This is a genomic window from Actinomyces oricola (genome assembly GCF_004104015.1).
GTDB classification, from domain to species: Bacteria; Actinomycetota; Actinomycetes; order Actinomycetales; family Actinomycetaceae; genus Actinomyces; species Actinomyces oricola.
Window position 1 is genome coordinate 128,143 of sequence record NZ_RYFV01000005.1, and the last position, 20,063, is coordinate 148,205.

The 20,063-nt window shown below is 71.4% G+C and carries 20 protein-coding genes; 7 read left to right on the top strand and 13 right to left on the bottom strand.

What is annotated here, in order from left to right:
• Positions 1-4: 4 nt before the first annotated feature.
• The 11 genes from EUC46_RS03685 to rpsP form a co-directional block, all read right to left on the bottom strand.
• The gene (locus tag EUC46_RS03685; protein WP_128772835.1) at positions 5-946 is read right to left on the bottom strand and encodes an aldo/keto reductase; all 942 of its coding nucleotides are present in this window, start codon (positions 944-946) and stop codon (positions 5-7) included.
• A gap of 171 nt (positions 947-1,117) precedes the next feature.
• Positions 1,118-2,161, bottom strand: a complete 1,044-nt coding sequence (locus tag EUC46_RS03690; RefSeq protein WP_128772836.1) for a uroporphyrinogen decarboxylase family protein — start codon at positions 2,159-2,161, stop codon at positions 1,118-1,120.
• Between the two features lie 55 nt (positions 2,162-2,216).
• Positions 2,217-2,825 carry a GNAT family N-acetyltransferase gene (locus EUC46_RS13235; RefSeq protein WP_128772837.1) on the bottom strand — a complete coding sequence of 203 codons (609 nt, stop codon included), beginning with the start codon at positions 2,823-2,825 and terminating at the stop codon, positions 2,217-2,219.
• Between the two features lies 1 nt (position 2,826).
• Positions 2,827-3,732 carry an NAD(P)H-binding protein gene (locus tag EUC46_RS03700; protein ID WP_128772838.1) on the bottom strand — a complete coding sequence of 302 codons (906 nt, stop codon included), beginning with the start codon at positions 3,730-3,732 and terminating at the stop codon, positions 2,827-2,829.
• A gap of 69 nt (positions 3,733-3,801) precedes the next feature.
• On the bottom strand, positions 3,802-5,157 hold the full coding sequence (locus tag EUC46_RS03705; RefSeq protein WP_128772839.1) for a M20/M25/M40 family metallo-hydrolase: 1,356 nt from the start codon (positions 5,155-5,157) through the stop codon (positions 3,802-3,804).
• Complete coding sequence (locus EUC46_RS03710) at positions 5,154-6,809, bottom strand: dipeptide ABC transporter ATP-binding protein (protein ID WP_128772840.1); 1,656 nt, start codon at positions 6,807-6,809, stop codon at positions 5,154-5,156. Before EUC46_RS03710 ends, EUC46_RS03705 begins: the two co-directional genes overlap by 4 nt.
• Positions 6,806-7,726, bottom strand: a complete 921-nt coding sequence (locus EUC46_RS03715; protein ID WP_128772841.1) for an ABC transporter permease — start codon at positions 7,724-7,726, stop codon at positions 6,806-6,808. Before EUC46_RS03715 ends, EUC46_RS03710 begins: the two co-directional genes overlap by 4 nt.
• A 14-nt stretch (positions 7,727-7,740) precedes the next feature.
• Entirely contained in the window at positions 7,741-8,697 is a 957-nt protein-coding gene (locus tag EUC46_RS03720; RefSeq protein WP_128772842.1) for an ABC transporter permease, read from the bottom strand.
• 16 nt (positions 8,698-8,713) lie between these two features.
• Positions 8,714-10,336 (bottom strand): ABC transporter substrate-binding protein, encoded by a 1,623-nt coding sequence (locus EUC46_RS03725; protein WP_128772843.1) that lies wholly within the window; start codon positions 10,334-10,336, stop codon positions 8,714-8,716.
• 859 nt (positions 10,337-11,195) lie between these two features.
• Positions 11,196-11,432, bottom strand: coding sequence for an RNA-binding protein (locus EUC46_RS03730; protein WP_067942548.1), 237 nt, complete (start codon positions 11,430-11,432; stop codon positions 11,196-11,198).
• A gap of 2 nt (positions 11,433-11,434) precedes the next feature.
• Positions 11,435-11,878 carry a 30S ribosomal protein S16 gene (gene rpsP / locus EUC46_RS03735; protein WP_128772844.1) on the bottom strand — a complete coding sequence of 148 codons (444 nt, stop codon included), beginning with the start codon at positions 11,876-11,878 and terminating at the stop codon, positions 11,435-11,437.
• A 263-nt stretch (positions 11,879-12,141) separates the two neighbouring features.
• Here rpsP and EUC46_RS03740 point away from each other — a divergent pair, with 263 nt between their 5' ends.
• From EUC46_RS03740 to EUC46_RS03770, 7 genes are all read left to right on the top strand, one after another.
• Positions 12,142-12,555 carry a GntR family transcriptional regulator gene (locus EUC46_RS03740; RefSeq protein ID WP_128772845.1) on the top strand — a complete coding sequence of 138 codons (414 nt, stop codon included), beginning with the start codon at positions 12,142-12,144 and terminating at the stop codon, positions 12,553-12,555.
• Entirely contained in the window at positions 12,552-13,352 is an 801-nt protein-coding gene (locus EUC46_RS03745; RefSeq protein WP_128772846.1) for an ATP-binding cassette domain-containing protein, read from the top strand. The genes EUC46_RS03740 and EUC46_RS03745 overlap by 4 nt, the downstream gene beginning before the upstream one ends.
• Entirely contained in the window at positions 13,349-14,116 is a 768-nt protein-coding gene (locus EUC46_RS03750; protein ID WP_128772847.1) for a hypothetical protein, read from the top strand. The genes EUC46_RS03745 and EUC46_RS03750 overlap by 4 nt, the downstream gene beginning before the upstream one ends.
• A gap of 273 nt (positions 14,117-14,389) precedes the next feature.
• The gene (locus EUC46_RS03755; RefSeq protein ID WP_128772848.1) at positions 14,390-15,391 is read left to right on the top strand and encodes an ABC transporter ATP-binding protein; all 1,002 of its coding nucleotides are present in this window, start codon (positions 14,390-14,392) and stop codon (positions 15,389-15,391) included.
• Positions 15,392-15,483: 92 nt separating this feature from the next.
• Positions 15,484-16,293 carry an ABC transporter gene (locus tag EUC46_RS03760; RefSeq protein ID WP_128772849.1) on the top strand — a complete coding sequence of 270 codons (810 nt, stop codon included), beginning with the start codon at positions 15,484-15,486 and terminating at the stop codon, positions 16,291-16,293.
• Complete coding sequence (locus tag EUC46_RS03765; RefSeq protein ID WP_128772850.1) at positions 16,290-17,492, top strand: sensor histidine kinase; 1,203 nt, start codon at positions 16,290-16,292, stop codon at positions 17,490-17,492. The genes EUC46_RS03760 and EUC46_RS03765 overlap by 4 nt, the downstream gene beginning before the upstream one ends.
• 50 nt (positions 17,493-17,542) lie before the next feature.
• Positions 17,543-18,148, top strand: a complete 606-nt coding sequence (locus EUC46_RS03770; RefSeq protein WP_128772869.1) for a response regulator — start codon at positions 17,543-17,545, stop codon at positions 18,146-18,148.
• Between the two features lie 34 nt (positions 18,149-18,182).
• Here EUC46_RS03770 and EUC46_RS03775 read toward each other — a convergent pair whose 3' ends face one another.
• Positions 18,183-18,761 (bottom strand): DUF4276 family protein, encoded by a 579-nt coding sequence (locus EUC46_RS03775; protein WP_128772851.1) that lies wholly within the window; start codon positions 18,759-18,761, stop codon positions 18,183-18,185.
• Positions 18,758-19,927 carry an AAA family ATPase gene (locus tag EUC46_RS03780; RefSeq protein WP_164918741.1) on the bottom strand — a complete coding sequence of 390 codons (1,170 nt, stop codon included), beginning with the start codon at positions 19,925-19,927 and terminating at the stop codon, positions 18,758-18,760. Before EUC46_RS03780 ends, EUC46_RS03775 begins: the two co-directional genes overlap by 4 nt.
• Positions 19,928-20,063 lie beyond the last annotated feature (136 nt).

Below are 20,063 nucleotides of genomic sequence, written 5' to 3' on the forward strand. Positions count from 1 at the left end.
CGGCTCAGAGCGCGTCGGAGAGGCGGGTGAGGCGCTCGGTCTCCTCGGCGCTGAGCTCCAGGGTGAGGGCCTGGGTGATCGAGGCGAGCTGGTGGGTGTTGCGGGCGGAGGCGAGCGGGGCGACGACGCCGGGGCGCTCGCGCAGCCAGGCGAGCGCCACGGCGGCGGGCTCGACGCCGTGGGCGCCGGCGACCTCGACGACGGCGTCGACGACGTCGAAGCACTCCTCGCGCAGGTAGTCGGCGACCATCCCGGCGCGCTCCCCGGTGGGTGCGGCGCCCCGGGTGTACTTGCCGGTGAGGAAGCCGGCTGCGAGTGAGAAGTAGGGCACGAGGCCGAGGTGGTGGGCGGCGGCGACCTCGCCCCGGTTAGCGGGGCCCTCGACGTCGCCGCGGTGGAGGAGGTTGTAGTGGGGCTGGAGGGCGACGGGGCGGGCGGCGCCCTGCTCGTCGGCGAGGCGGCACCACTGATTGATGCGCTCGGGGGTGTAGTTGGACAGGCCGACGTAGCGGATCCTGCCGGCCGCCCGCGCCTCCTCGAAGGCGGCGACGGTCTCGGCGAGCGGGGTGTCGGGATCGTCGAAGTGGGCGTAGTAGAGGTCGATGGCGTCGACGCCCAGGCGCGCCAGGGACTCGTCGAGGGCGGCGCGGATGGTGGCGGGGGCGAGGCCCTTGCGGTCGGGCTTGGTGGCGACTTTGGTGGCAATGGTGACGTCGTCGTGGCGGCCGCGCCGGGCGATCCAGGTGCCGATAATGGTCTCGGACTCGCCGCCCTTGTTGCCGGGCGCCCAGGCGGAGTAGCCGTCGGCGGTGTCGATGAGGGTGCCGCCGGCGCCCACATAGGCGTCCAGGACGGCGTGGGACGCGGCCTCGTCGGCGGTCCAGCCGAAGACGTTGCCCCCCAGTCCGATCCGGCTCACGTCGAGGTCTGAGTCTCCTAGTCGCATGGTGTCTCCTTCTTCTTCGGTTCTCATTGTTCTGCCGCGCCCTGGGGCCCGCCCACCGGTGGTCGGCGGGCCGGGCTCGGGGAGTGCTCCCCGTTCACGCTACGTGCCCAGGAGGCCCCCGTCGACGAGGATCACCGCCCCGGAGACGTATTCAAGAGGCGTCGGGGCGCGTCAGCCCAGCGGCTCTTCGACGGCCTGGCGGTAGGCGGCCAGAAGGGGGGCCGGGGCGGTCTCGACGATGGAGCAGGAGGGGGCGACGACGAGGCGGTCGCCGTGCAGGCGGCGCGCCGAGTGCACCTGGCGGCGGATCTCGTCGGCGGCGGCCGCCTCGTCGAGGTCCTCGCGCAGGCCGCCCAGGAGCGCCGCCTGGGCGCCGCCGACGAAGACCTTGGAGATCTCCGCGTCGTTGCCCGGGTTGGTCGGGTCGTAGGTGTCCCAGTTAATGCCCTCGAGGGGGTACTCCTCGAACCAGTGGGGGTGGGCGTCGGGGCCGCAGGTGTGCACCAGGCGCGGGATGCCGGTGGCGCCGTCGAGGACGATCGAGTCGTAGGGCCGGCCGAGCTCCTCGTTGCCGTCGCGGCCCAGGTCGCGCGCCTGGCCGGCGGTGACGATCATGACGCCGTCAGCCCCGGCCTCCTTCTGGGCGGCGGTGTAGCGGCCCAGGGTGCGGGCGATGGCGCCCAGGGCGGCGTGGACGCCGTCGCGGTCCTCGTCCAGGAAGGACTTCAGTGTCCACTCGGTGGCCGAGCCCGGCGGGAGGAGGCCGGGGGCGAGGGGGAGGCCGGCGAGCTTGACCAGGACGTTGTATGGCGAGTAGACGGTGGCGACGACGGCGGCGTCCGTGCCGGCCTTGACGCGGCGGATCACCTCGAGCTGCTCGGTGAAGGCGGGCACGTCGTCGACCTCGAGGTCGGTGATGGAGCCCAGGTCGGCAGGGGAGGCCAGGACGGCGTGGGTCTGGGCGGGGATGGGGATGACGGGGCCGTAGTGGTCGTAGTCGTAGGTGTTGCCCCAGGCCTCGGCGTAGTGGACGGTGCGGGGGTTGAGCTTGACCCAGTCCCAGTCGCCGGCCCGGGCGTAGGCGAGGGTGGCGGCCACGAGGTCGTCGGCGTTCCTCTCGGCGCCGACCTGGTGGGCGTAGGCGCTGATGGCGGGGCGGTCGGCCCTCTCACCGGCGAGAAGGGCGTGGAATCGTTCGGTCCTGGACCAGCTCATGGCGGGTTCCTCTCAGTGCGGGTCAGTATGGGGCGGGGTGGGCGGTGGCGGGTGATTAGCGGGACGCGGCGAGGAGGGCGTCGGGCACGTCGTAGGTGTAGGACAGGGGGACCTTGCCGCCGTCGACGGTGAAGGTCTCGCGCTCTCGGCGGCGGGTGAAGCCGTAGGACTCGTAGAGGCGGACGGCGGCGGGCATCTGGGCGCCGGTCCAGATGCCGACGCGGTGCGCCCCCGTGGCCGCGATCTGGGCGACGGCGTGGTCAATGAGGAGGCGGCCCACTCCCCTGCCGCGGGCGGAGGGGGCGACGGTCAGGAGGCGGAAGGCGCGCTCTCCCTCCGGCTGGTGGCCTGTGTCGGGGGCGTCGGCGCGGGGGGGGGTGAGGACGGTGCCCAGGACGTCGTCTCTGTCGTCGACGGCCACCCACACGCGGTAGGAGGCGGCGTGCTCGGCGAGGCGGCGCATGTCGGCCTCGTACTCCTCGGAGACCTCCATGCTGGCGCGGTAGGCGGCGACGATGGCGTCCTCAATGGCCGGGTACTCCTCACGGCGGGCCTCGCGCACGGCGACGCCGATGGGGCGCCCGACTACATCCCCGACGGGCGTGGCGGCCACAGCGGTCGGGGCGGGCGCCGCGGCCGGGGCCGTCGGGGCTGCGACAGTCATCTCAGGCCCCCTGCCCGGCGGCGGCGAGTGCGGTGGCGACGGCGCCGCGCAGGCCCTCCTCCAGGCCGGCCGGGCGGCGTCCGAGGAGGTCGGCCAGGTCGGTGGAGGCGGTGTCGAGGGCTCCGCGCGAGACGGCGTCGTCGAGGCCTGCGGTGAAGGGGATGATCTCGGCCAGGCCGGCGGCCGTCAGGCGGGCGACGTGCTCGTCGTGGGTGAGGACCTCCCGGCGCACTCGGCGGCCGGTGAGGCGGGTGGCGACGGCGGCGAGGTCGTCGTAGTCCCAGGAGGCGCCGCCGAGCTCGTAGACGCGGCCGGCATGGGAGTCGGTGGCCAGGACGACGGCGGCGGCCTCGGCGTAGTCGGCGCGGGTGGCCGAGGCGATGCGGCCGGACCCGGTGGAGTCGGTCAGGACACCGGTGGTGGCGGCCTCGACGACGGCGGGGGCGTAGTTCTCGGTGTACCAGCCGTTGCGCAGGATGGTGGTGTCCAGGCCGGAGGCGGCCAGGGCCTCCTCGGCGGCGCGGTGGTCGGGGGCGACGAAGAGCTCGGACTCCCCCGCCCGCAGGACGGAGGTGTAGACGAGGCGGTCGACGCCGGCGCGCACGGCAGCGTCGATGACGCGCTGGTGCTGGGCGCGGCGGTGGGCGATGTCGCTGCCGGAGATGAGCAGGACGGTGGCCCCGGGGTGGAGGGCGGCCTGGAGGCCGGCCTCGTCGTCGTAGTCGACGCGGGCTGTGGCCACGCCCTGGGCGGCGAGGTTGTTGAGGGCCTCGGTATTGCGCCCGGCGGCGGTAATGGAGGCGGGCCGGGCACCGCGGGCGAGGAGGGCGGCGATGACGGCGCGGCCGAGCTGGCCGGTGGCGCCGAGGACGACTGTGGTGGCGGTGGATGCGGTGGTGGCGGTCATGGTGGTGCTCCTTGCTGGTGTGGCAGGTACGGCCGGTAGGGGCTTGGCAGGACTGGTTGGGGCCGGCGGTCAGGGGCGGGGCGGGGCGCTCTGGTCGAGGAGGTCGTCGAGGACGCTGGTGGCGAAGCGCAGGGAGTCGACCGGGACGCGCTCGTCGACGCCGTGGAAGAGGGCGGTGAAGTCGAGGTCGGCGGGCAGGCGCAGGGGGGCGAATCCGTAGCCGGCAATGCCGAGGTCGGCCAGCGACTTGTTGTCGGTGCCGGCGGAGAGCATGTAGGGCAGGATGACGGCGCCGGGGTCGTGGGCGAGGATCGCGGCGGCGAGGGTGTCGTAGAAGGCGCCGGTGGCGGGCGCCTCAATGCCGGGGGCCTGGCCCTCGACCTCGATGTCCACGGCGTCGCCGGCGAGCTCGGCGACCCGGGCCAGGGCCGCCTCCTGGTCGCCGGGCAGGGGCCGCAGGTCGAGGCCCCCGGTGGCCAGGCCGGGCACGACGTTCGTCTTGTACCCGGCGGACAGGCGGGTCGGGTTGGCGAGGGTGCGGATGGAGGAGCCGGCGAAGCGGCGGGCGGGGCCGAGGGCGTCGAGGAGGGCGTCGACCTGAGCCGGGTCCTCGCCGTCGAAGGGCAGGCCGGTGAGGTCGGCGATGCCGGCGAGTAGGCGCGTGACGGTGGGGGTCAGGCGCAGGGGCCATGGCTCGGCCGCGATGCGGGTCAGCGCCCCGGTCAGGTGGGCGACGGCGTTGTCGGTGTTAATGGCGCTGCCGTGGCCGGCGGTGCCTCGGGCGACGAGGTTGAGCCAGGCCTGGCCCTTCTCGGCGGTTTGGACGAGGTAGGCGCGCCGGCCGGCGACGGTGACGGAGAAGCCGCCGACCTCGCTAATGGCGTGGGTGGCGCCGGCGAAGCGCTCGGCCTGGTGGTCGACGATCCAGCGGGCGCCCCGGGTTCCTCCCGCCTCCTCGTCGGCGAAGAAGGCGAGCACAATGTCGCGGGCGGGGGCGCGCCTCTCGCGCTGGCGCCGGCGGACGACGGAGAGGATGACGGCGTCCATGCCCTTCATGTCGACGGCGCCGCGGCCCCAGATGACGCCGTCCTCGACGACGGCCTCGAAGGGGTCGACGCTCCAGTCCTCGGCGGCGGCGGGCACGACGTCGAGGTGGCCGTGGACGACGAGGGCGCCGGCGTCGGGGTCGGTGCCGGGGATGCGCACAATAACGCTGGAACGGCCGGGGGCGGCCTCAATGAGGTCGGGTTCGAGGCCGACCTCCTGGAGGGAGCCGACGACGTACTCGGCGGCCTCGCGCTCACTGGTGACGGCGCCGGGGCCCCGGTTGGAGGTGTCAATGCGGATGAGGTCACGGGTGATGGAGACGACCTCGTCGGCGGCCGTGGGGGCCGCGGGGGCGGATGTGGTGGGCGCGGTGGTCATGCTGCTGATCCTTCGCGGGCGGCGCGCCCGGGGATGGCGTCCAGGAGCGCACGCGTGTACGGGTGGTCGGGGCGGGCGAGGACGGCGTCGGTGGGCCCGTACTCGACGACGGCGCCGTCCTTGAGGACGAGGACGTCGTCGGCGACGAGCCGGATGACGGCCAGGTCGTGGGAGATGAGGACGTAGGTGAGGCCGAGCCGCTCCTGCAGGTCGACGAGGAGGTCGAGCACCTGGGCCTGGACCGAGACGTCGAGGGCGGAGACGGGCTCGTCGAGGACGAGGAGCTCGGGTGACAGGGCGAGGGCACGGGCGATGGCGACGCGCTGGCGCTGGCCGCCGGAGAGCTCGACGGGCGAGCGGCGCGCGAGGGCGGGGTCGAGGGCGACGAGCTCAAGGAGCTCGTGGGCGCGACGGCGGCGCTCGGCCCGGGTGCCGACGCGGAAGGCGTCGAGTGGCTCGGTGATGATCCGCTCAATGCTCAGGCGCGGGTCGAGGGACTCGAAGGGGCTCTGGTAGACGTACTGGACGCGGCGGCGGCGTTCGCGCCGCCGGCGGCGGCCCAGGCCCTCCAGGCCCTGGCCGTCGAGGAGGATGTCGCCGCTCGTGGGCGTCTCGGCGTCGACGACCATGCGGGCGAGCGTGGTCTTGCCGGAGCCGGACTCGCCGACGATGCCGAGGGTGCGCCCGCGCCGCACGGTGAGGTTGACGTCGTCGACGGCGGTGAGGGGGCCGAAGGCCTTCGCCAGGCCCCGGGTCTGGAGCAGGGGGCGGGCGCCGTCGTCGTTGTGGGCGCGGCGGCGGGCGGCCTCGACGAGCGGCCTGGCGCCCAGGCTCGGGGCGGCCGCGATGAGGCGGCGGGTGTACTCGTGGCGCGGGTGGCGCAGGACCTCGTCGGCGGTGCCGGTCTCGACGATCCGCCCGTGGTGCATGACGGCGATGCGGTCGGCGCGGTCGTGGGCGACCCCGAGGTCGTGGGTGATGAGGAGGACGGCGGTGGCGTGCTCTCGGGTGAGGCGGTCGAGTCGGTCCAGGACGGTGCGCTGGACGGTGACGTCGAGGCCCGAGGTGGGCTCGTCGGCAATGAGGACATCGGGGTTGGCGGCCAGGGCGATGGCGATGAGGACGCGCTGGCGCATGCCGCCGCTGAGCTCGTGCGGGTACTGGCCGTGGCGGCGCTCGGGCTCGTGGATGCCGACCTCGTCGAGCAGTTCGATGGAGCGCTTCCGGGCCTCGGCGCGATCCAGGCCCAGGTGCAGGCGCAGTGATTCGTCGATCTGGGAGCCGATGGTGCGCACGGGGTCGAGTGAGGTCATGGGGTCCTGGGGTACATAGCCGATGCGGCTGCCGAGGTAGCGGCGCAGGGCCGCCTCCCCCAGGCCGAGGATCTCCTCGCCGTCGACGGCAATGGCGCCGGTGGCGGTGGCCGAGGGCGGCAGGACGCCGATAATGGCGGCGGCCGTGGTCGATTTGCCGGAGCCGGACTCGCCGACGAGGGCGAGGACCTCGCCGGCGCGCAGCGTCAGGCTGAGCGAGTCGACGGCCGGGGCGATGGCGCGCCGGTAGGCGACGGTGAGGCCGTCAATGGCCAGGGCGGGCGCCCGCCCCGGGGCCTGCTCGCCCGCGGGGTGGACGACGGGGAGGGCGGTGGTCATCGCAGGGCCTCCTTGCCGTGCTCGGAGATCGCGTGGGAGAGCCGGTTGGCGGATACGACGGTGGCGATAATGACGGCACCGGGCAGGGTGGTCATCCAGGGGGCGTTGGCGAGGTAGTTGCGGCCCTCGGAGACGATCGAGCCCCACTCGGGGGTGGGCAGCTGGGCGCCGAAGCCGAGGAAGGACAGGCCCGCGATGGTGAGGATGGCCTCGCCGATCTGCAGGGCGAGGAGGGCGATGACCGGCCCGGTGGCGTGGGGCAGGACGTGGCGCCACAGGATCGTGTACCAGCGCACGCCGGAGAGTCGGGCGGCCTCGACGTAGCGGGAGGTGGAGGCCTTGAGGACCTCGCCCCGGGTGAGGCGGGTCAGGGCGGCGACGGAGGCCAGGCCCACGGCGACGGCGACCTTGAGGGTGCCGGTGCCCAGCGCGGTGACCAGGACGAGGGAGAGCAGGAGCGCGGGGATGGACAGGACGACGTCGACGGCCCGGGAGATGACGGTGTCGACCCAACCGCCGAGGAACCCGGCGAGCAGGCCGAGGGCGCTGGAGGCGAGGAGGCTGATGGCCAGGGCGAGGGCGGTTGCGCGCAGGGTGAGGCCGGTGCCGTGGACGACGCGCGAGAAGATGTCGCGGCCGAGGTAGTCGGTGCCGAACCAGTGCTCGGCGCTGGGGGCGAGGAAGCGGCCCCCGGCGTCGACGGCGAGCGGGTCGGCGCTGGTGAGCAGCGTCGGGGCGAGGGCGGCGATGAGGACGGTGGCGAGGACGGCGGTGGGCGCGGCCAGGCCGACGGCGGCACGCAGGCGGCGCCGCCTCTCGACGCGGTTGGGGGCGGTGATCTCGCGGCTGCGCACGAGAATGCTGAGGACGCGGGCCAGGGGCCGGGTCGGGGCGGTCAGGGTGAGCTGGGTGGTCATGGTGGGTTCCTTCCTCAGGCGACGGCGACGACGGCGGGACGCAGCCGGGGGTCGAGCCGCGGGTAGAGCAGGTCGACGGCGAGGTTGACGAGGGCGTAGGTGGTGGCGGCCAGGAGGACCAGGACGAGGACGACTGGCATGTCCTGCTCGCTCACGGCCTGCTGGAGGAGCCGGCCGACGCCGGCGCGCGAGTAAACGGTCTCGGTGATGACGGCGCCGGCGAACAGGCCGCCGACGGCGGTGCCGAGCATGGTCAGGCATGGCAGGAAGGCGTTGCGCAGGACGTGGCCGACCTGGATGGACCAGCGGCTCAGGCCCTTGGCGCGCAGCTCGGTGACGTAGGGCTCTCGCAGCGACTGGGCGATGCCGCGGGCGAGGACCTGGGCGAAGCCGGTTGAGGAGCCCAGGCCGAGGGTGAGGGCGGGCAGGACGAGGTGGGACAGTCCGCCGTTGCCGCGCGAGGGCAGCCAGCCGAGCTGGAAGCAGACGACCTGCATGAGAACGAGGGCGAGCCAGAAGGAGGGCACGGAGGCGAGCAGGGGCGGAATGGTCAGGAGCAGGCGGTGCAGCCGGCGCGAGCGGGTGAGGTTGGCGGCCACGGCGATGAGGGTGCCCAGGACGATCCCGATGGCGAGGCCGGCCAGGGCGAGCTCGAGAGTGCTGGGGATCGCCTGGGCGAGTTCGGTGCTCACCGGCAGCCCGGAGGACACGGAGGTGCCGAGGTCGCCGTGGAGGATGCCGGTCAGGGAGTCGAGGTACTGCTTCCACAGGGGCTGGTCGAGGCCGTAGCGGGCGGCGATGGCGGCGCGGTCGGCTGCGGTGGCCGCTCCCCCGCCCATCGCTCCGGAGGCGGCCAGGAGGATGGACACGGGGTCGGAGGGCAGGGCGTACAGGAGGAGGAAGGTGAGGGTGAAGGCGCCCCAGATGACGAGGAGGGCGTGGCCCAGGCGCTTGAGGATGTAGCGGCTCATGGTCGGTTCTCCTGCCTTACGCCGTGCGGGCGGCGTCGTAGAACTGGGGCCACCCGTTCGGCTCGTGGGCGACCGTGACGGTGGTCAGGTGGGCGACGGAGTGGGAGCGCTCGTTGAGGGGGAAGGTGTAGGCCTCGTTGATCATGTAGGTGAGCAGCTCGTGGACGGCGGTGGCGCGCTCGGTGTCGTTGGCGGCGCCGGTCTCGGCGTCGAGGAGGGAGACGAGCTCGGCGACGTGGTCGTGGTCGAACCAGTTCATGTAGAGATAGTCGGGGTGGAAGCCGGACAGGAGGGCGTCGGGGTCGGCGCGGGAGAAGTCGATGCGGGTCAGGTCCCACTCGTCGTCGGCGAAGGCGGCGGTGTACTGGGCGTCGGACAGCTGCGCGGTGCTCAGCTCAATGCTGGCCTCGGCGAGCTGGGATTGCAGGAGCTGCAGGAGCGTCTTGTCCGTCTCGGAGGTGAAGGGGTAGGTGAGGGTGAGGCGGTCGCCGGCGGCGTTGACGCGGATGCCGTCGCCGCCGACGGTCCACCCGGACTCCTCGAGGAGGGCGGTGGCGCCGTCGAGGTCGTAGCCGAGCGAGGAGGAGAGGTCCTCGTAGTAGGGGGTGGTCGAGGAGATGGGGGCCGAGGCGATGGCGGCGCCGTCGCCGTAGACGGTGTCGTGGATCTCCTGTCGTTTAAGGGCCTTCTGGAGGGCCCGGCGGACCTTGACGTCCCCGAGGGCGGTCTTGCGCACATTGGGGATGAGGCTGTAGGGGATGCCGGCGACGATGGCATCGTCGATGGCCAGGCCGGCGGCGGTGACGCGGTCCCGCTGGTCCCTGTCCGGCTCGATGACGGCATCGACCTCCTCGGCGATGAGCTCGTCGATAATGACGCCGGTCTCGGGCACCTCGACGAAGGTCACCGATTCCAGGTGGGCCGGGCCGGTGTGGCCGGTGACGGAGGAGGACCAGTTGTAGTCCTCGCGCCGGGTGATGGTCACCGACTGGTTGGCGATGTAGTCGGTGATGGTGAAGGGGCCGGAGCCGATGATGCCCTTGGTGGAGCGGTCCGCCAGGGAGTCCGCCTGGGAGCCGGACCAGATGATGCCCAGCGCCTTCTCGAAGGCGGCCTCGAGGAAGCCGGCCCTGGGGGTGGTGAAGGTGACGACGGCGGTGCGGTCGTCGACGACGGTGGTGGACTCGTAGCCGGTGAGGTAGCCGGCGGCGACGCCCTGGCCCTCGCGCTGCCGGAAGGAGATGGCGCCGTCGAAGGTGGCCTTGACGTCGTTGGCGGTCAGCGGCTCCCCATTGGAGAAGGTGACGTCGTCGCGCAGGTGGAAGGTGAACTGCGTGTTGTCGTCGTTGACCTCCCAGCTGGTGGCGAGGTAGGGGACGATCTGGCCGTCGGCGTCGAGGTCGACGAGGTTGTCGACGACGGCGCGGCCGGGGTAGTTCCAGGCCGGGATGATGGAGGCGTCGAGGATGTCGGGGATGGAGGGGAGGGCGACGGTGAGGGTGCCGCCCTCAATGGGCGTGCCGGAGGCCGTGGCGCTGCCGGGGGTGGCGGCGCAGGAGGCGAGAAGGCCGGCGCCGGTCGCGGCGGTGAGGGCGAGGAAAAGGCGACGGCTGGTGAGCGGGGTGGTCGGGTGGTTCATGGCGGGCTCCGTCGAGGAATGCGTGGAGGAGGAAATGGAGGGGGAATGAATGAGGAACTGGAGGGGGAATGACGCGGGAGCTGTTTTCGGGCGCACTTATCCCAGGGGTGGTCGGATTACTCCGATGAAATGCGTGGCCGCCGCCCCGGGAATGGGTGCCGATCTCTTTTCCGGCGCCCTGCGAATACGGCCGGCGGTGCGCGGGGTCCGCCCGCCGCCACTGTCTCGACTGCGCCCGGGCGGTGCGGGCGGGAGGCACGGGAGCCGGGCTCCGGGCGCGGCGGCTCAGCGCGTCATGCTGACGACTGTGCGCGGGACGGGCCGGGCGGCGTTGTGGGCGGTGCGAGCCCTGGGATCACGCCAGCGCGTCAGGCGGCCGTCTTGAGCATTCGCCGACAGGGGCGACAGCACATGGCGCGGGTGCATGCGTTGAGGAGGCCGGCGCCTGCGGTGGCGCGGCCGGTCGCATGTGCCGTGCTGCGGGCCATGTGAGTCTCCATCAATCAGCGGGGCGCCGGCGGTGCCGACGTCCAGGACGGGTGTCCTGTGGTGCGAATAGAAGATAACGGAATAGCGGCGGCCGCGGCAACTTTCCGACGAGACTCATGGCAGCGCCCGCGAAATGGGTTCGGCGACTCGATCCGGAAGCGCCAGCGAAAACCAGTGGGAATACGCGGATTGTGACGGATAGGGGGAATGGGCTGTCGAGGCGGGTTATGGCGGAGATCACCGGGAAGTGCGCCGACTCGCCGCCGAAGCCCGCGCGGGGACGGGGGCGGTGGGGGCAGTAACGGAGCCCGCCGCCCCGGGTGGGGCGGCGGGCTCCGATCGGCTCAGCGCGATGCGTGTTGCGGCCCGCTCAGCGGCGGTCGGTGTCGACGACGTCGACGCGCACCGGTGAGGCGGCCAGGGCGCCGACGACTGTGCGCAATGCGCGGGCGGTGCGACCCGAGCGGCCAATGACACGACCGAGGTCCTCGGGATTGACTCGCACCTCCAACAGGTCGCCGCGGCGCAAGGAGCGGGAGGTCACAGTGACATCGTCGGGGTTGTCGACAATGCCGCGCACGAGGTGCTCGAGCGCGTCGGCCAGCACGGTCAGGCCTCCTCGGCGGGAGCCTCGGCCGGCTCCTCAGCGGCCTGCGCGGCGTCCTTCTCGGCCTTGACCTTGGCGGCGGCCGCCTTGCGCTTCTCGGCGTCGTCGGCGGCCGCCTTGACGGCGGCGGCCTTGGCAACGGTCGCGGCGTCGGCGTCCTTGACCTTCAGGCGTCCCTCGGCGCCCGGCAGGCCCTTGAACTTCTGGTAGTCGCCGGTGATCTTGAGCAGCTTGAAGACGGCGTCGGTGGGCTGGGCGCCCACGCCGAGCCAGTACTGGGCGCGCTCGGAGTTAATGCGGATGAGCGAGGGCTCCTGCATGGGGTCGTACAGACCGATCTCCTCGATGACACGGCCATCGCGCCGCTTGCGGGCGTCGAGGACGACGACCCGGTAGAACGGGGCGAACTTCTTGCCCATGCGCTTGAGGCGAATCTTGACTGCCACTTGGTTGAACTCCTGGTTCTGGATGGTTTGGCTCACACCGGCCCCCGGTGGGGTCAAGCAACGGTTTCCGGCGGTCGCCGAGACGCGACTGGTCCGGGAGAGGGGCCGCACTCAGCCGAGTACAGCAGGGCATTCTGCCAGAGGGCCGCCATGGGCTGCCAGCGGCAATGACGCCCCACAGTGGATCAACGGTGCGAGATCGCCCACAGAACCGACCTTGCCACGCTCCTACTTCTATGGTTAACTACTCATGTAACTAACCAATGAAGCACTCAAGGAGGTGCTTGTCCGTGCCCCACTTCGACGACGCGTCCCCCATCTACCTCCAGATCGCCGAGGAGATCCGCACCCAGATCCTCAGCGGCGACCTGGCCGAGGGGGCGCGCCTGATCTCCACCACCGAGTACGCCACCCGCTACCGCATTAACCCGGCCACTGCGAACAAGGCCGTCTCACTTCTCGTTGACGAGGGCCTGGTGGTCAAGCGACGCGGCATCGGCATGTTCGTCGCCGCGGGCGCACTGGAGGGCCTGCGCCGCTCACGGCGCGCCGCCTACGCCGATGACGTCCTGCACCCCGCGCTCGACACCGGCCTCGCACTCGGCCTGAGTCCCACCGAGCTGCGCGAGAGCGTCGCCAGCCATCTGGAAACCCGTACCTCAGAGGAGACCCAATGACCATCTCGCCCCACTCCCCCGCGGCCCCCGCCACCGACGCCGCCCCCGGCGGGCCGGCCATTGACATGACCGACCTCGGCTACCGCTACGCGCGGGGTCGCGAGCCGGCCCTCACCGAGCTCACGCTCACCCTGCGCCCCGGCACCATCACCGGCCTGCTGGGCCGCAACGGCTCGGGCAAGACCACCCTGCTGTCCCTGATCTCCGGGCTGCGCCGCCCCACCCACGGGGCACTGGCCGTTGCGGGGCGCTCCGCCTTCGACGACAACGCCACCATGACCGCCACCGCCCACCTGGGCGGGCCCCGCTCCCTGATCGAGGACTCCCCCGTGCGCCGCTCCCTGGAGCTGTGGGCCGCCACCCGCCCTGGCTGGGACGCCCAGGAGGCCGCCCGGCTCATGGACCGCTTCGAGGTCCCCCTGCGCACCAGGCCCTCGCGCATGTCCCTGGGCCAACGCAGCGCCCTGGACGCCGTCCTGGCCCTGGCCTGCCACTGCCCCGTGCTGCTCCTGGATGAGGTCCACCTGGGCATGGACGTCGTGGTACGGCGCCGCTTCTGGGACGAGCTGCTGGCCATGTACCTGCGTGAGCGCCCCACCGTGGTCATCGCCTCCCACCAAGTCGATGAGATCGAGGACCTCCTGGAGGACGTCGTCGTCCTCCACCACGGCCGCCTGGCCGCCACCGGCACCGCCGACGAGCTGCGCGCCGCCCACTCCCGTCCCGGACAGGGGCTCGCCTCCCTGAGCGAGGCCCTCATCGACATCACCGACATCACCGAAGGAGACCCGTCATGACCGCCGCCATCTACGCCTCCCAGCCCCGTCCGTCCCGCCCCGCCCAGGAGCGGGCCGGGGCCCGCCGCACCACGGCCTCGCGCACATGGAGGCTCACCCTCCTGGCGCTGCGCGAGCTGACGCCCATCCAGGGCGCGATCCAGGCAGCAGGGGTCGTGGTCGTGACCGTTGTGCTCATCATGCAGGCCTCCGGGCTGCTCCCCGAGCCGTCGGGGCTGCCCGGGCGCCCGGCGGACACCGCCTTCGTCTTCGGCGGCTACTGCCTGTTCGCCTTCGGCTGCGCGGCCTACCTCGGCTTCACCCACGGGGTCGTCATGGCCACCCGCACACCGGCGTGGTTGCGCGCCGGGCTGACGCGCAGCGCGGTCATGGCGCACCTGACCCAGACCGGGCTGCTCCTCGGCGCGGCGTCCACGGCCGTGTGCGGCCTGCTGACGATCCCCGACGTCCTGCTCAAGGACCAGGTCACGGGGATCCGCCTCACCGCGATCCCGCAACTGGCCGTGCAGGCCGCACCGGCAGTCCTGCTGTGCTACCTGGTGGGCGCCTGCGTCACCCTGCTCTTCCTGCGGCGCCCCTGGTGGGTGGGCACCACGGCGATCCTGGTGGGCCTGAGCGTCGGATCCCTGTGCGTGGGGCAGGTCGTCGCCCACTGGGGCACGCCCTGGGCGGCGGCGTGGATCGCCCTGGGCACCGCCCTGCTGGTGGTCATCGGCCCGCTGGGGACCTGGTTGCAGCTGCGCCGTTACGAGCCGCGCCAGTAATCCCGGCGGGCGCCCGGGCCATCGCCGCCACTGGTCGAGGTCGACACCCGTCAGGGTGCCGGCCTCGACCTCCTGCTCGCCAAAACCATCCCCACTCCTCCCGTCCCGCTGCCCAACCGCGACGCAACTGCCCCGTCGCGGCCCCCTCCCGGCGCGCCGTGAGCTCCCCGCACCGCTGCCGGCCACAGGGGACGGGATCAGATGACACCTGTCATCCCCAGGCGGTGACAGCGCTCAGTACCGGCGGCGGGCCAGCCGGATGACCCTGGAGTTATGAACATTGCCGCCACCGCGCCTCGCCGCGCCACCACTGCCCCCGCCGCCACGCCGGACCCGGACCTCGCCGTGAAGATCACCGGCTTGGTCAAGACCTTCGGGCACGTCCGCGCCGTCGACGATATTGACCTGACCGTCCATCCCGGCGAGATCGTCGCCTTCCTCGGCCCCAATGGGGCCGGAAAATCCACCACCCTGGACGTCATACTCGGCTTCACGGCGGCCGACGCCGGCACCACCCGCGTCTTCGGCCGCACACCGGCCCAAGCCGCCAGGGAGATGCTCACTGGCGCCATCCTTCAAGAGGGCGGTCTTCTGCCCGACTACACGGTGAGTCAAACCGTCAACGTCGTGGCCGCCATGCGCGGAGCCCGCCACGACGTCGCCGCCGTCACCGAGCTGGCCGGGATTAAGCCGATCCTGCGCCGCCGGGTTGCCAAGTGCTCCGGCGGCGAGCGCCAGCGCCTGCGCCTGGCCCTGGCGCTGCTGGGCAATCCGGATCTCATGGTGCTCGATGAGCCCACGGCCGGCATGGACGTCACCGCGCGCCGGGCCTTCTGGGCCGCGATCCGCGAGCGCACCGCCGAGGACAAGGCCGTCCTCTTCGCCACCCACTACCTGCAGGAGGCCTCGGATTTCGCGGATCGGATCGTCATCATCTCCAAGGGGCGGATCGTGGCGTCGGGCTCCGTGGACGAGGTGCGTGCACTCGGTGAGGGCACGATCGTGTCGGCCACATGGCCGGGCCTGGCCGGTGTCGCAGAGCTGGAGGCGGAGTTGGTGCCGCTGCGCGGGACGCTGGCGGGCGTGGCGGTCCACGGGGAGCACCTCGAGATCCGTACCACCGCACCCGACGACGTCGCCCGCCTCCTGCTGACCCGCACCCCCGCCCATCACCTGGGGATTACGGCGCTGAGCCTGGACGATGTGTTCACCGAGCTCGTCGAGGACGTCGAAGACGTCGAGGACTCCGCCGACCGGCCGGCGGGCGCCGCCTAAGCAGAACGCCCCCGCACCGCCCCGGCGACAACCACGCCAGCCACAGCAACCGCAGCAGCCACGATGCTGAGAACCACGACCTGGAGAACGCCATGACCGCCACCGCCGCCCCTGCCCGTCCCACAGCCAACCGGGAGCGCCCCAGCCTCCTGCCGTACCTGCTCACCGAGCTGCGCACAACAGTGCTGAGGGCGGACACGATCATCTTCATCATCGTCATGCCCCTGGGCATGTACCTCCTCTTCGGTGCGATAACCTCCTACAGCGACCTCGATGCCGGACGGGGGAACGTCGCCGCCGTCGTCATGGTCAACATGGCCGCCTTCAGCGCCGCCGTGTCCTCCACGACCGTCGCCGGGAGCAGTGCCATCGAGCTGGCCGGCGGCTGGGGCCGCCAGATGGGGCTGACTCCCGGCGGGATACGCTCGTACTACCTGGTCAAGTCCGCCTCGGCGGTCCTCCTGTCACTGGTGCCCACCACCCTGCTCTTCATCGCCGGGGTCCTCACGGGCGCCCGGTGCGACACCCCGCTGATCTGGGCGGGCTCCTACCTGGGCTGCCTGCTGCCGACCATCCCCTTCGCCCTGTACGGGCTGGCCATCGGCATGTGGTTCCCCTCCCAGGGGGCGGTCGGCACGGCGGCGGCCTCGGTGACGGTGTGGGCCTTCCTGTCCAACATCTTCATGCCGATCTCCGGAACGCTGTTCACCATCGCCCACTTCACCCCGCTGTACGGGGCAGCGACCCTGGCGCAGCGCCCCATCATGAAGGACGTCATCAACACCGGCACAGGAATCGTCCACGAGAGCCCCTGGCTCCAGGTCGCTAACCTTGCCGCATGGACGCTTGTCCTCGCCGCGATCTGCCTGGTCTCCCGCCGTCGGGGGACGAGCCGGCGATGAGTGCGCGATGGCAGGCAGCCGGGCCGGCCGCGCCCCGGTCCCCGAGTTGGAGGGACTGGAGGCGGACCTGGCCCGGCACGCCCGGGTGGCCCGGCGTCGACTGGCAGGCCTGCGTCTGGATCGTCTTCCTGGTCGTGAGCGCCGCCGCCCTGCTGATCTCGGAGGCCCCCATGTGGAGGAAGGTTCTGGGAACCGCGGGGATGGCGGCCTTCGCAGTCCTCTACGTCATTGAGGTGAGCGTCATCTCCAAGCGCGAGGACTTCACCCGTCTGTCCCCCCAGTCCACCCTGCGCGAGGAGCTGGCCCCGGCGATCAGGCCGCTCGTCCTGCTGGGCACGTGCGCGGCGGCGGCGACGATCGCGATCGGCTGGTACTTCCCCGTCTTCCTGCCCTACTTCTGCGCGATCCTCCTGTTCACCACGACGCTGCGCACCGGTCTGACGTGCTGCGCCCTGATCTGCATGTCGAGCCTGCTGGTCGTACTGGTCGGGGGTGCCGGTGCTGTCGAGTTCCTGTACATGACGATCGGTTGCGTCACGTCGTCAGGGTTCGTCGTCCTCTCCCGGTTCTCCGCCGAGCAGGAGCTGGTGCGCGCCCGCCAGAACCGGGCCGAGGCGACCGCGGCGGAGCGCGAGGAGATCAGCCGGGACGTGCACGATCTTCTCGGCCACTCGCTGACGGTGCTCACGCTCAAGGCAGAGGTCGTCCAGCGTCTGCTGCACCGGGACCCTGATGCTGCCGAGAAGGAGCTCGCGGAGGTCATCGAGCTCTCCCGGGCCGCCCTGGCGGACGTGCGGGCGACCGTCACGCGGCTACGCACCCCGGATCTGGCCAGCCAGATCGAGTCCTCGCGCACGGCCTTCACCGCGGCCCAGATCGATACTGAGATCATCGGGGACGCCGAGGAGGTTCCTCTGGGCCTGCGCGAGCTGGTGTCCTGGGCACTGCGTGAGGCCACGACGAACATTCTGCGGCACGCGGAGGCCACGCGGGTCCGGGTGGCGCTGTCCCCGGGGCTGCTGGTCGTCGCCGACAACGGGCGCGGGCTGACCGGTTCCGCACCGGGCAACGGTCTGCGGGGCCTGCGCCAGCGCGTGGAGGCGGCCGGCGGCGAGCTGCGGATGGTCAGCCCTGCGCCGCCGGACGGCGGCCCAGGGGAGCAGGGTGGTCCTGGGACAAGGATGGAGGTCCTGCTGTGAGCGGTGGGGGCACTGAGAGGACCGGGGGCCTCGTGGAGTCTGGCGGTGACGTGATCCGCCTGCTCATCGCCGACGACCAGGCGCTGGTGCGTGGCGCCCTGGCCACGCTGCTCGGCCTGGAGAGCGACCTGGAGGTCGTGGCCCAGGTGGGCACCGGCAACGCGGTCGTGGCAGCGGCTCGCGACAGCGGCGCGGACGTGGCGCTGCTGGACATTGACATGCCCGACGGCGACGGCCTGGCCGCCGCAGCGGCGCTGAGCGCCTCAGGACTGACGTGCCGCAGTCTCATCGTGACGACCTTCGGGCGCCCCGGCTACCTGTCGCGGGCGCTGGAGGCCGGGTCCAGCGGCTTCCTGGTCAAGGACACTCCCCCGGAGCAGCTGGCGGACGCTATCCGCCGGATCCACGCAGGCCTGCGGGTCATCGACCCGACGCTCGCCCAGGAGTCGGTGCTGCTGGGTCCTAACCCGCTGACCGAGCGGGAGAAGGAGGTGCTGCGTCTGGCGGCCCGGGGCGACGACGCCCACGGGATCGCGGCGGGCCTGCACCTGGGTGAGGGGACGGTGCGCAACTACCTGTCGAGCGCGATCGCCAAGACCCACGCCCGTAACCGCACCGAGGCCGCCCGCACCGCCGAGCGCAACGGGTGGCTGTAGCTACCGGCGGGCCGCGGGGCACGGACCGGAGGCGTCAGGCCGCTTCCAGCGCCGCGAGGAGCTGCTCACGGAAGCGCGCGAAGGATGGGGACCGCCGCGCGGTGGCATCGAGGTCGAGAATCGAGGAGAACGCGTCCTGGTGTCGCGTCTCAATGTACTTTCCAGTCATCTGCTCCTGGAGAGCCTCTTTGGCACCTCGCTTGGCCTCAGGGTCCTTGGAATACGAGGCGTCATCCAGGACCTCCTTGTGCCTGCGGAGCGACTCGATTCCGGCGAGGAACCACGCCTCGTACTCGCGGACGGCCACAGCGACGACGGCCTCCTGGCCCTCCAGTGCCGCCCGGGTCGCCTCCACGCACTCGGTCGGATCATCGTCGTCGGAGTCGTAGAGGACAACGACCACGCCAGCCCCTCCCCGCTCAACAAGGCTTGCGCGCTGGATCCTCACCGCGTCCCGCACCTTGGTGGAGCGCATCTGGTCACACCCCAGCCGATGGGGCGGGCGCACGTCAATCTCGTAGATACCTGCCCCGTAGGCGATTCTGCGCAGCAACGCGGGAAGCGCCTTCACCTCACCATGCCCCTCAACGACGGAGGCAACGATCCTGGTCATGGCTGAGTGTCCGGTGCGGGCTGGAGTTGGTCGGATCGCAGGAGCTCGCCGGCACTGAAGAGGGACTCCTCCAGAGCGAGTCTTCCGCCTGCATCAAGGGGCCCGACCTTCGTGCTGCCCGCCTCCGACCGCACCGCGAAGATCTCGGAGAACCCCAGATCCCCGGCATCGAGCAGATCACCGCTGTGCGTGGTGACGAGGACCTGCCTCATAGTGGAAGCCTCGCGGATGGCGTCGAATAGCACTCCCGCAGCGGCCGGGTGCAGGGCGGTCTCGGGCTCCTCGATGATCACCGGGCCGAAGGTGCCGTCACCGCTGGGCGCGAACAGGGCAGTGAGGATGCCCAGCGCACGGAGCGTGCCGTCGCTCATGGTCACCGCGCGGAGCAAGAACATCTCACCAGGCTCCCTCGCCTCTCTGTCGAACTCCAGGGTAAACACCCCTCCGAGATCTCTCGGGACGGCCCGACGAATGCCCGGGACGATCAGACTCAGGTACTCGTCGATCCGTTCTTTCGCTTCGGGCATGTGCTTCTCAAGCCAGAGCAGGACGGCAGCAAGATTGCCGGCGTCAGCCTGGAGCTCCCCTCCCGAGGCAGGCGCCTCAGTGTAGTGCACCGCATCGGGATGAGGACTAATCAGCGCCGTGGAGGTCAGCGCCCTATGAACTGGCGCGAATGCCTCGTACGCGGTCAACACTCCCAGGACGAGAGAGGATCCCTCGGTTGCGGGAACGGGGACGCGATTTCCACCAATCTCAGTCACTCCCGAGGACCTGTCAAAGGAGGAGCACACCTTATCGTTCTCGCTGCACACACTGCACGTCTCTGATCGCACCGTCACCTCTGGATCCATATCATTCAGCCGGACCGAGAATGACATCGAGTACTCACACGAGCGACCGTCCGGAAGACCTGCGACGTGCACAGCGACGGTGACAAGCGAAGTATTAGGATTCTCCGATATCCCGCCTCCATTCGAGTCCTCCGCTGTAACGCGCCCAACCCGGGTATCACCATGCACGAGTTGCTCCGAGCCACGCAGCGCGATCTGGTCGGCCCCCCTCCTGTAAACCGCTCTTCGCAGATTCATCGTGAGAGCGTCTTTGAGGAAGACGAGCGCGTCCAAAATGTTCGACTTTCCCGCTCCATTCGGCCCGACGAGCACGGCCAGATCTCCTAGTGTCGTGTTTCTGAAGTAGTTGGGCGCTTGGCTTTCTTGAGTATCTGGTCGGCGGGCTTGGTCCAGGAGAAGGGTTTGCAGGTCTTGTTGTAGGTGTCGATGAAGCGTCGGATGGTGGTGG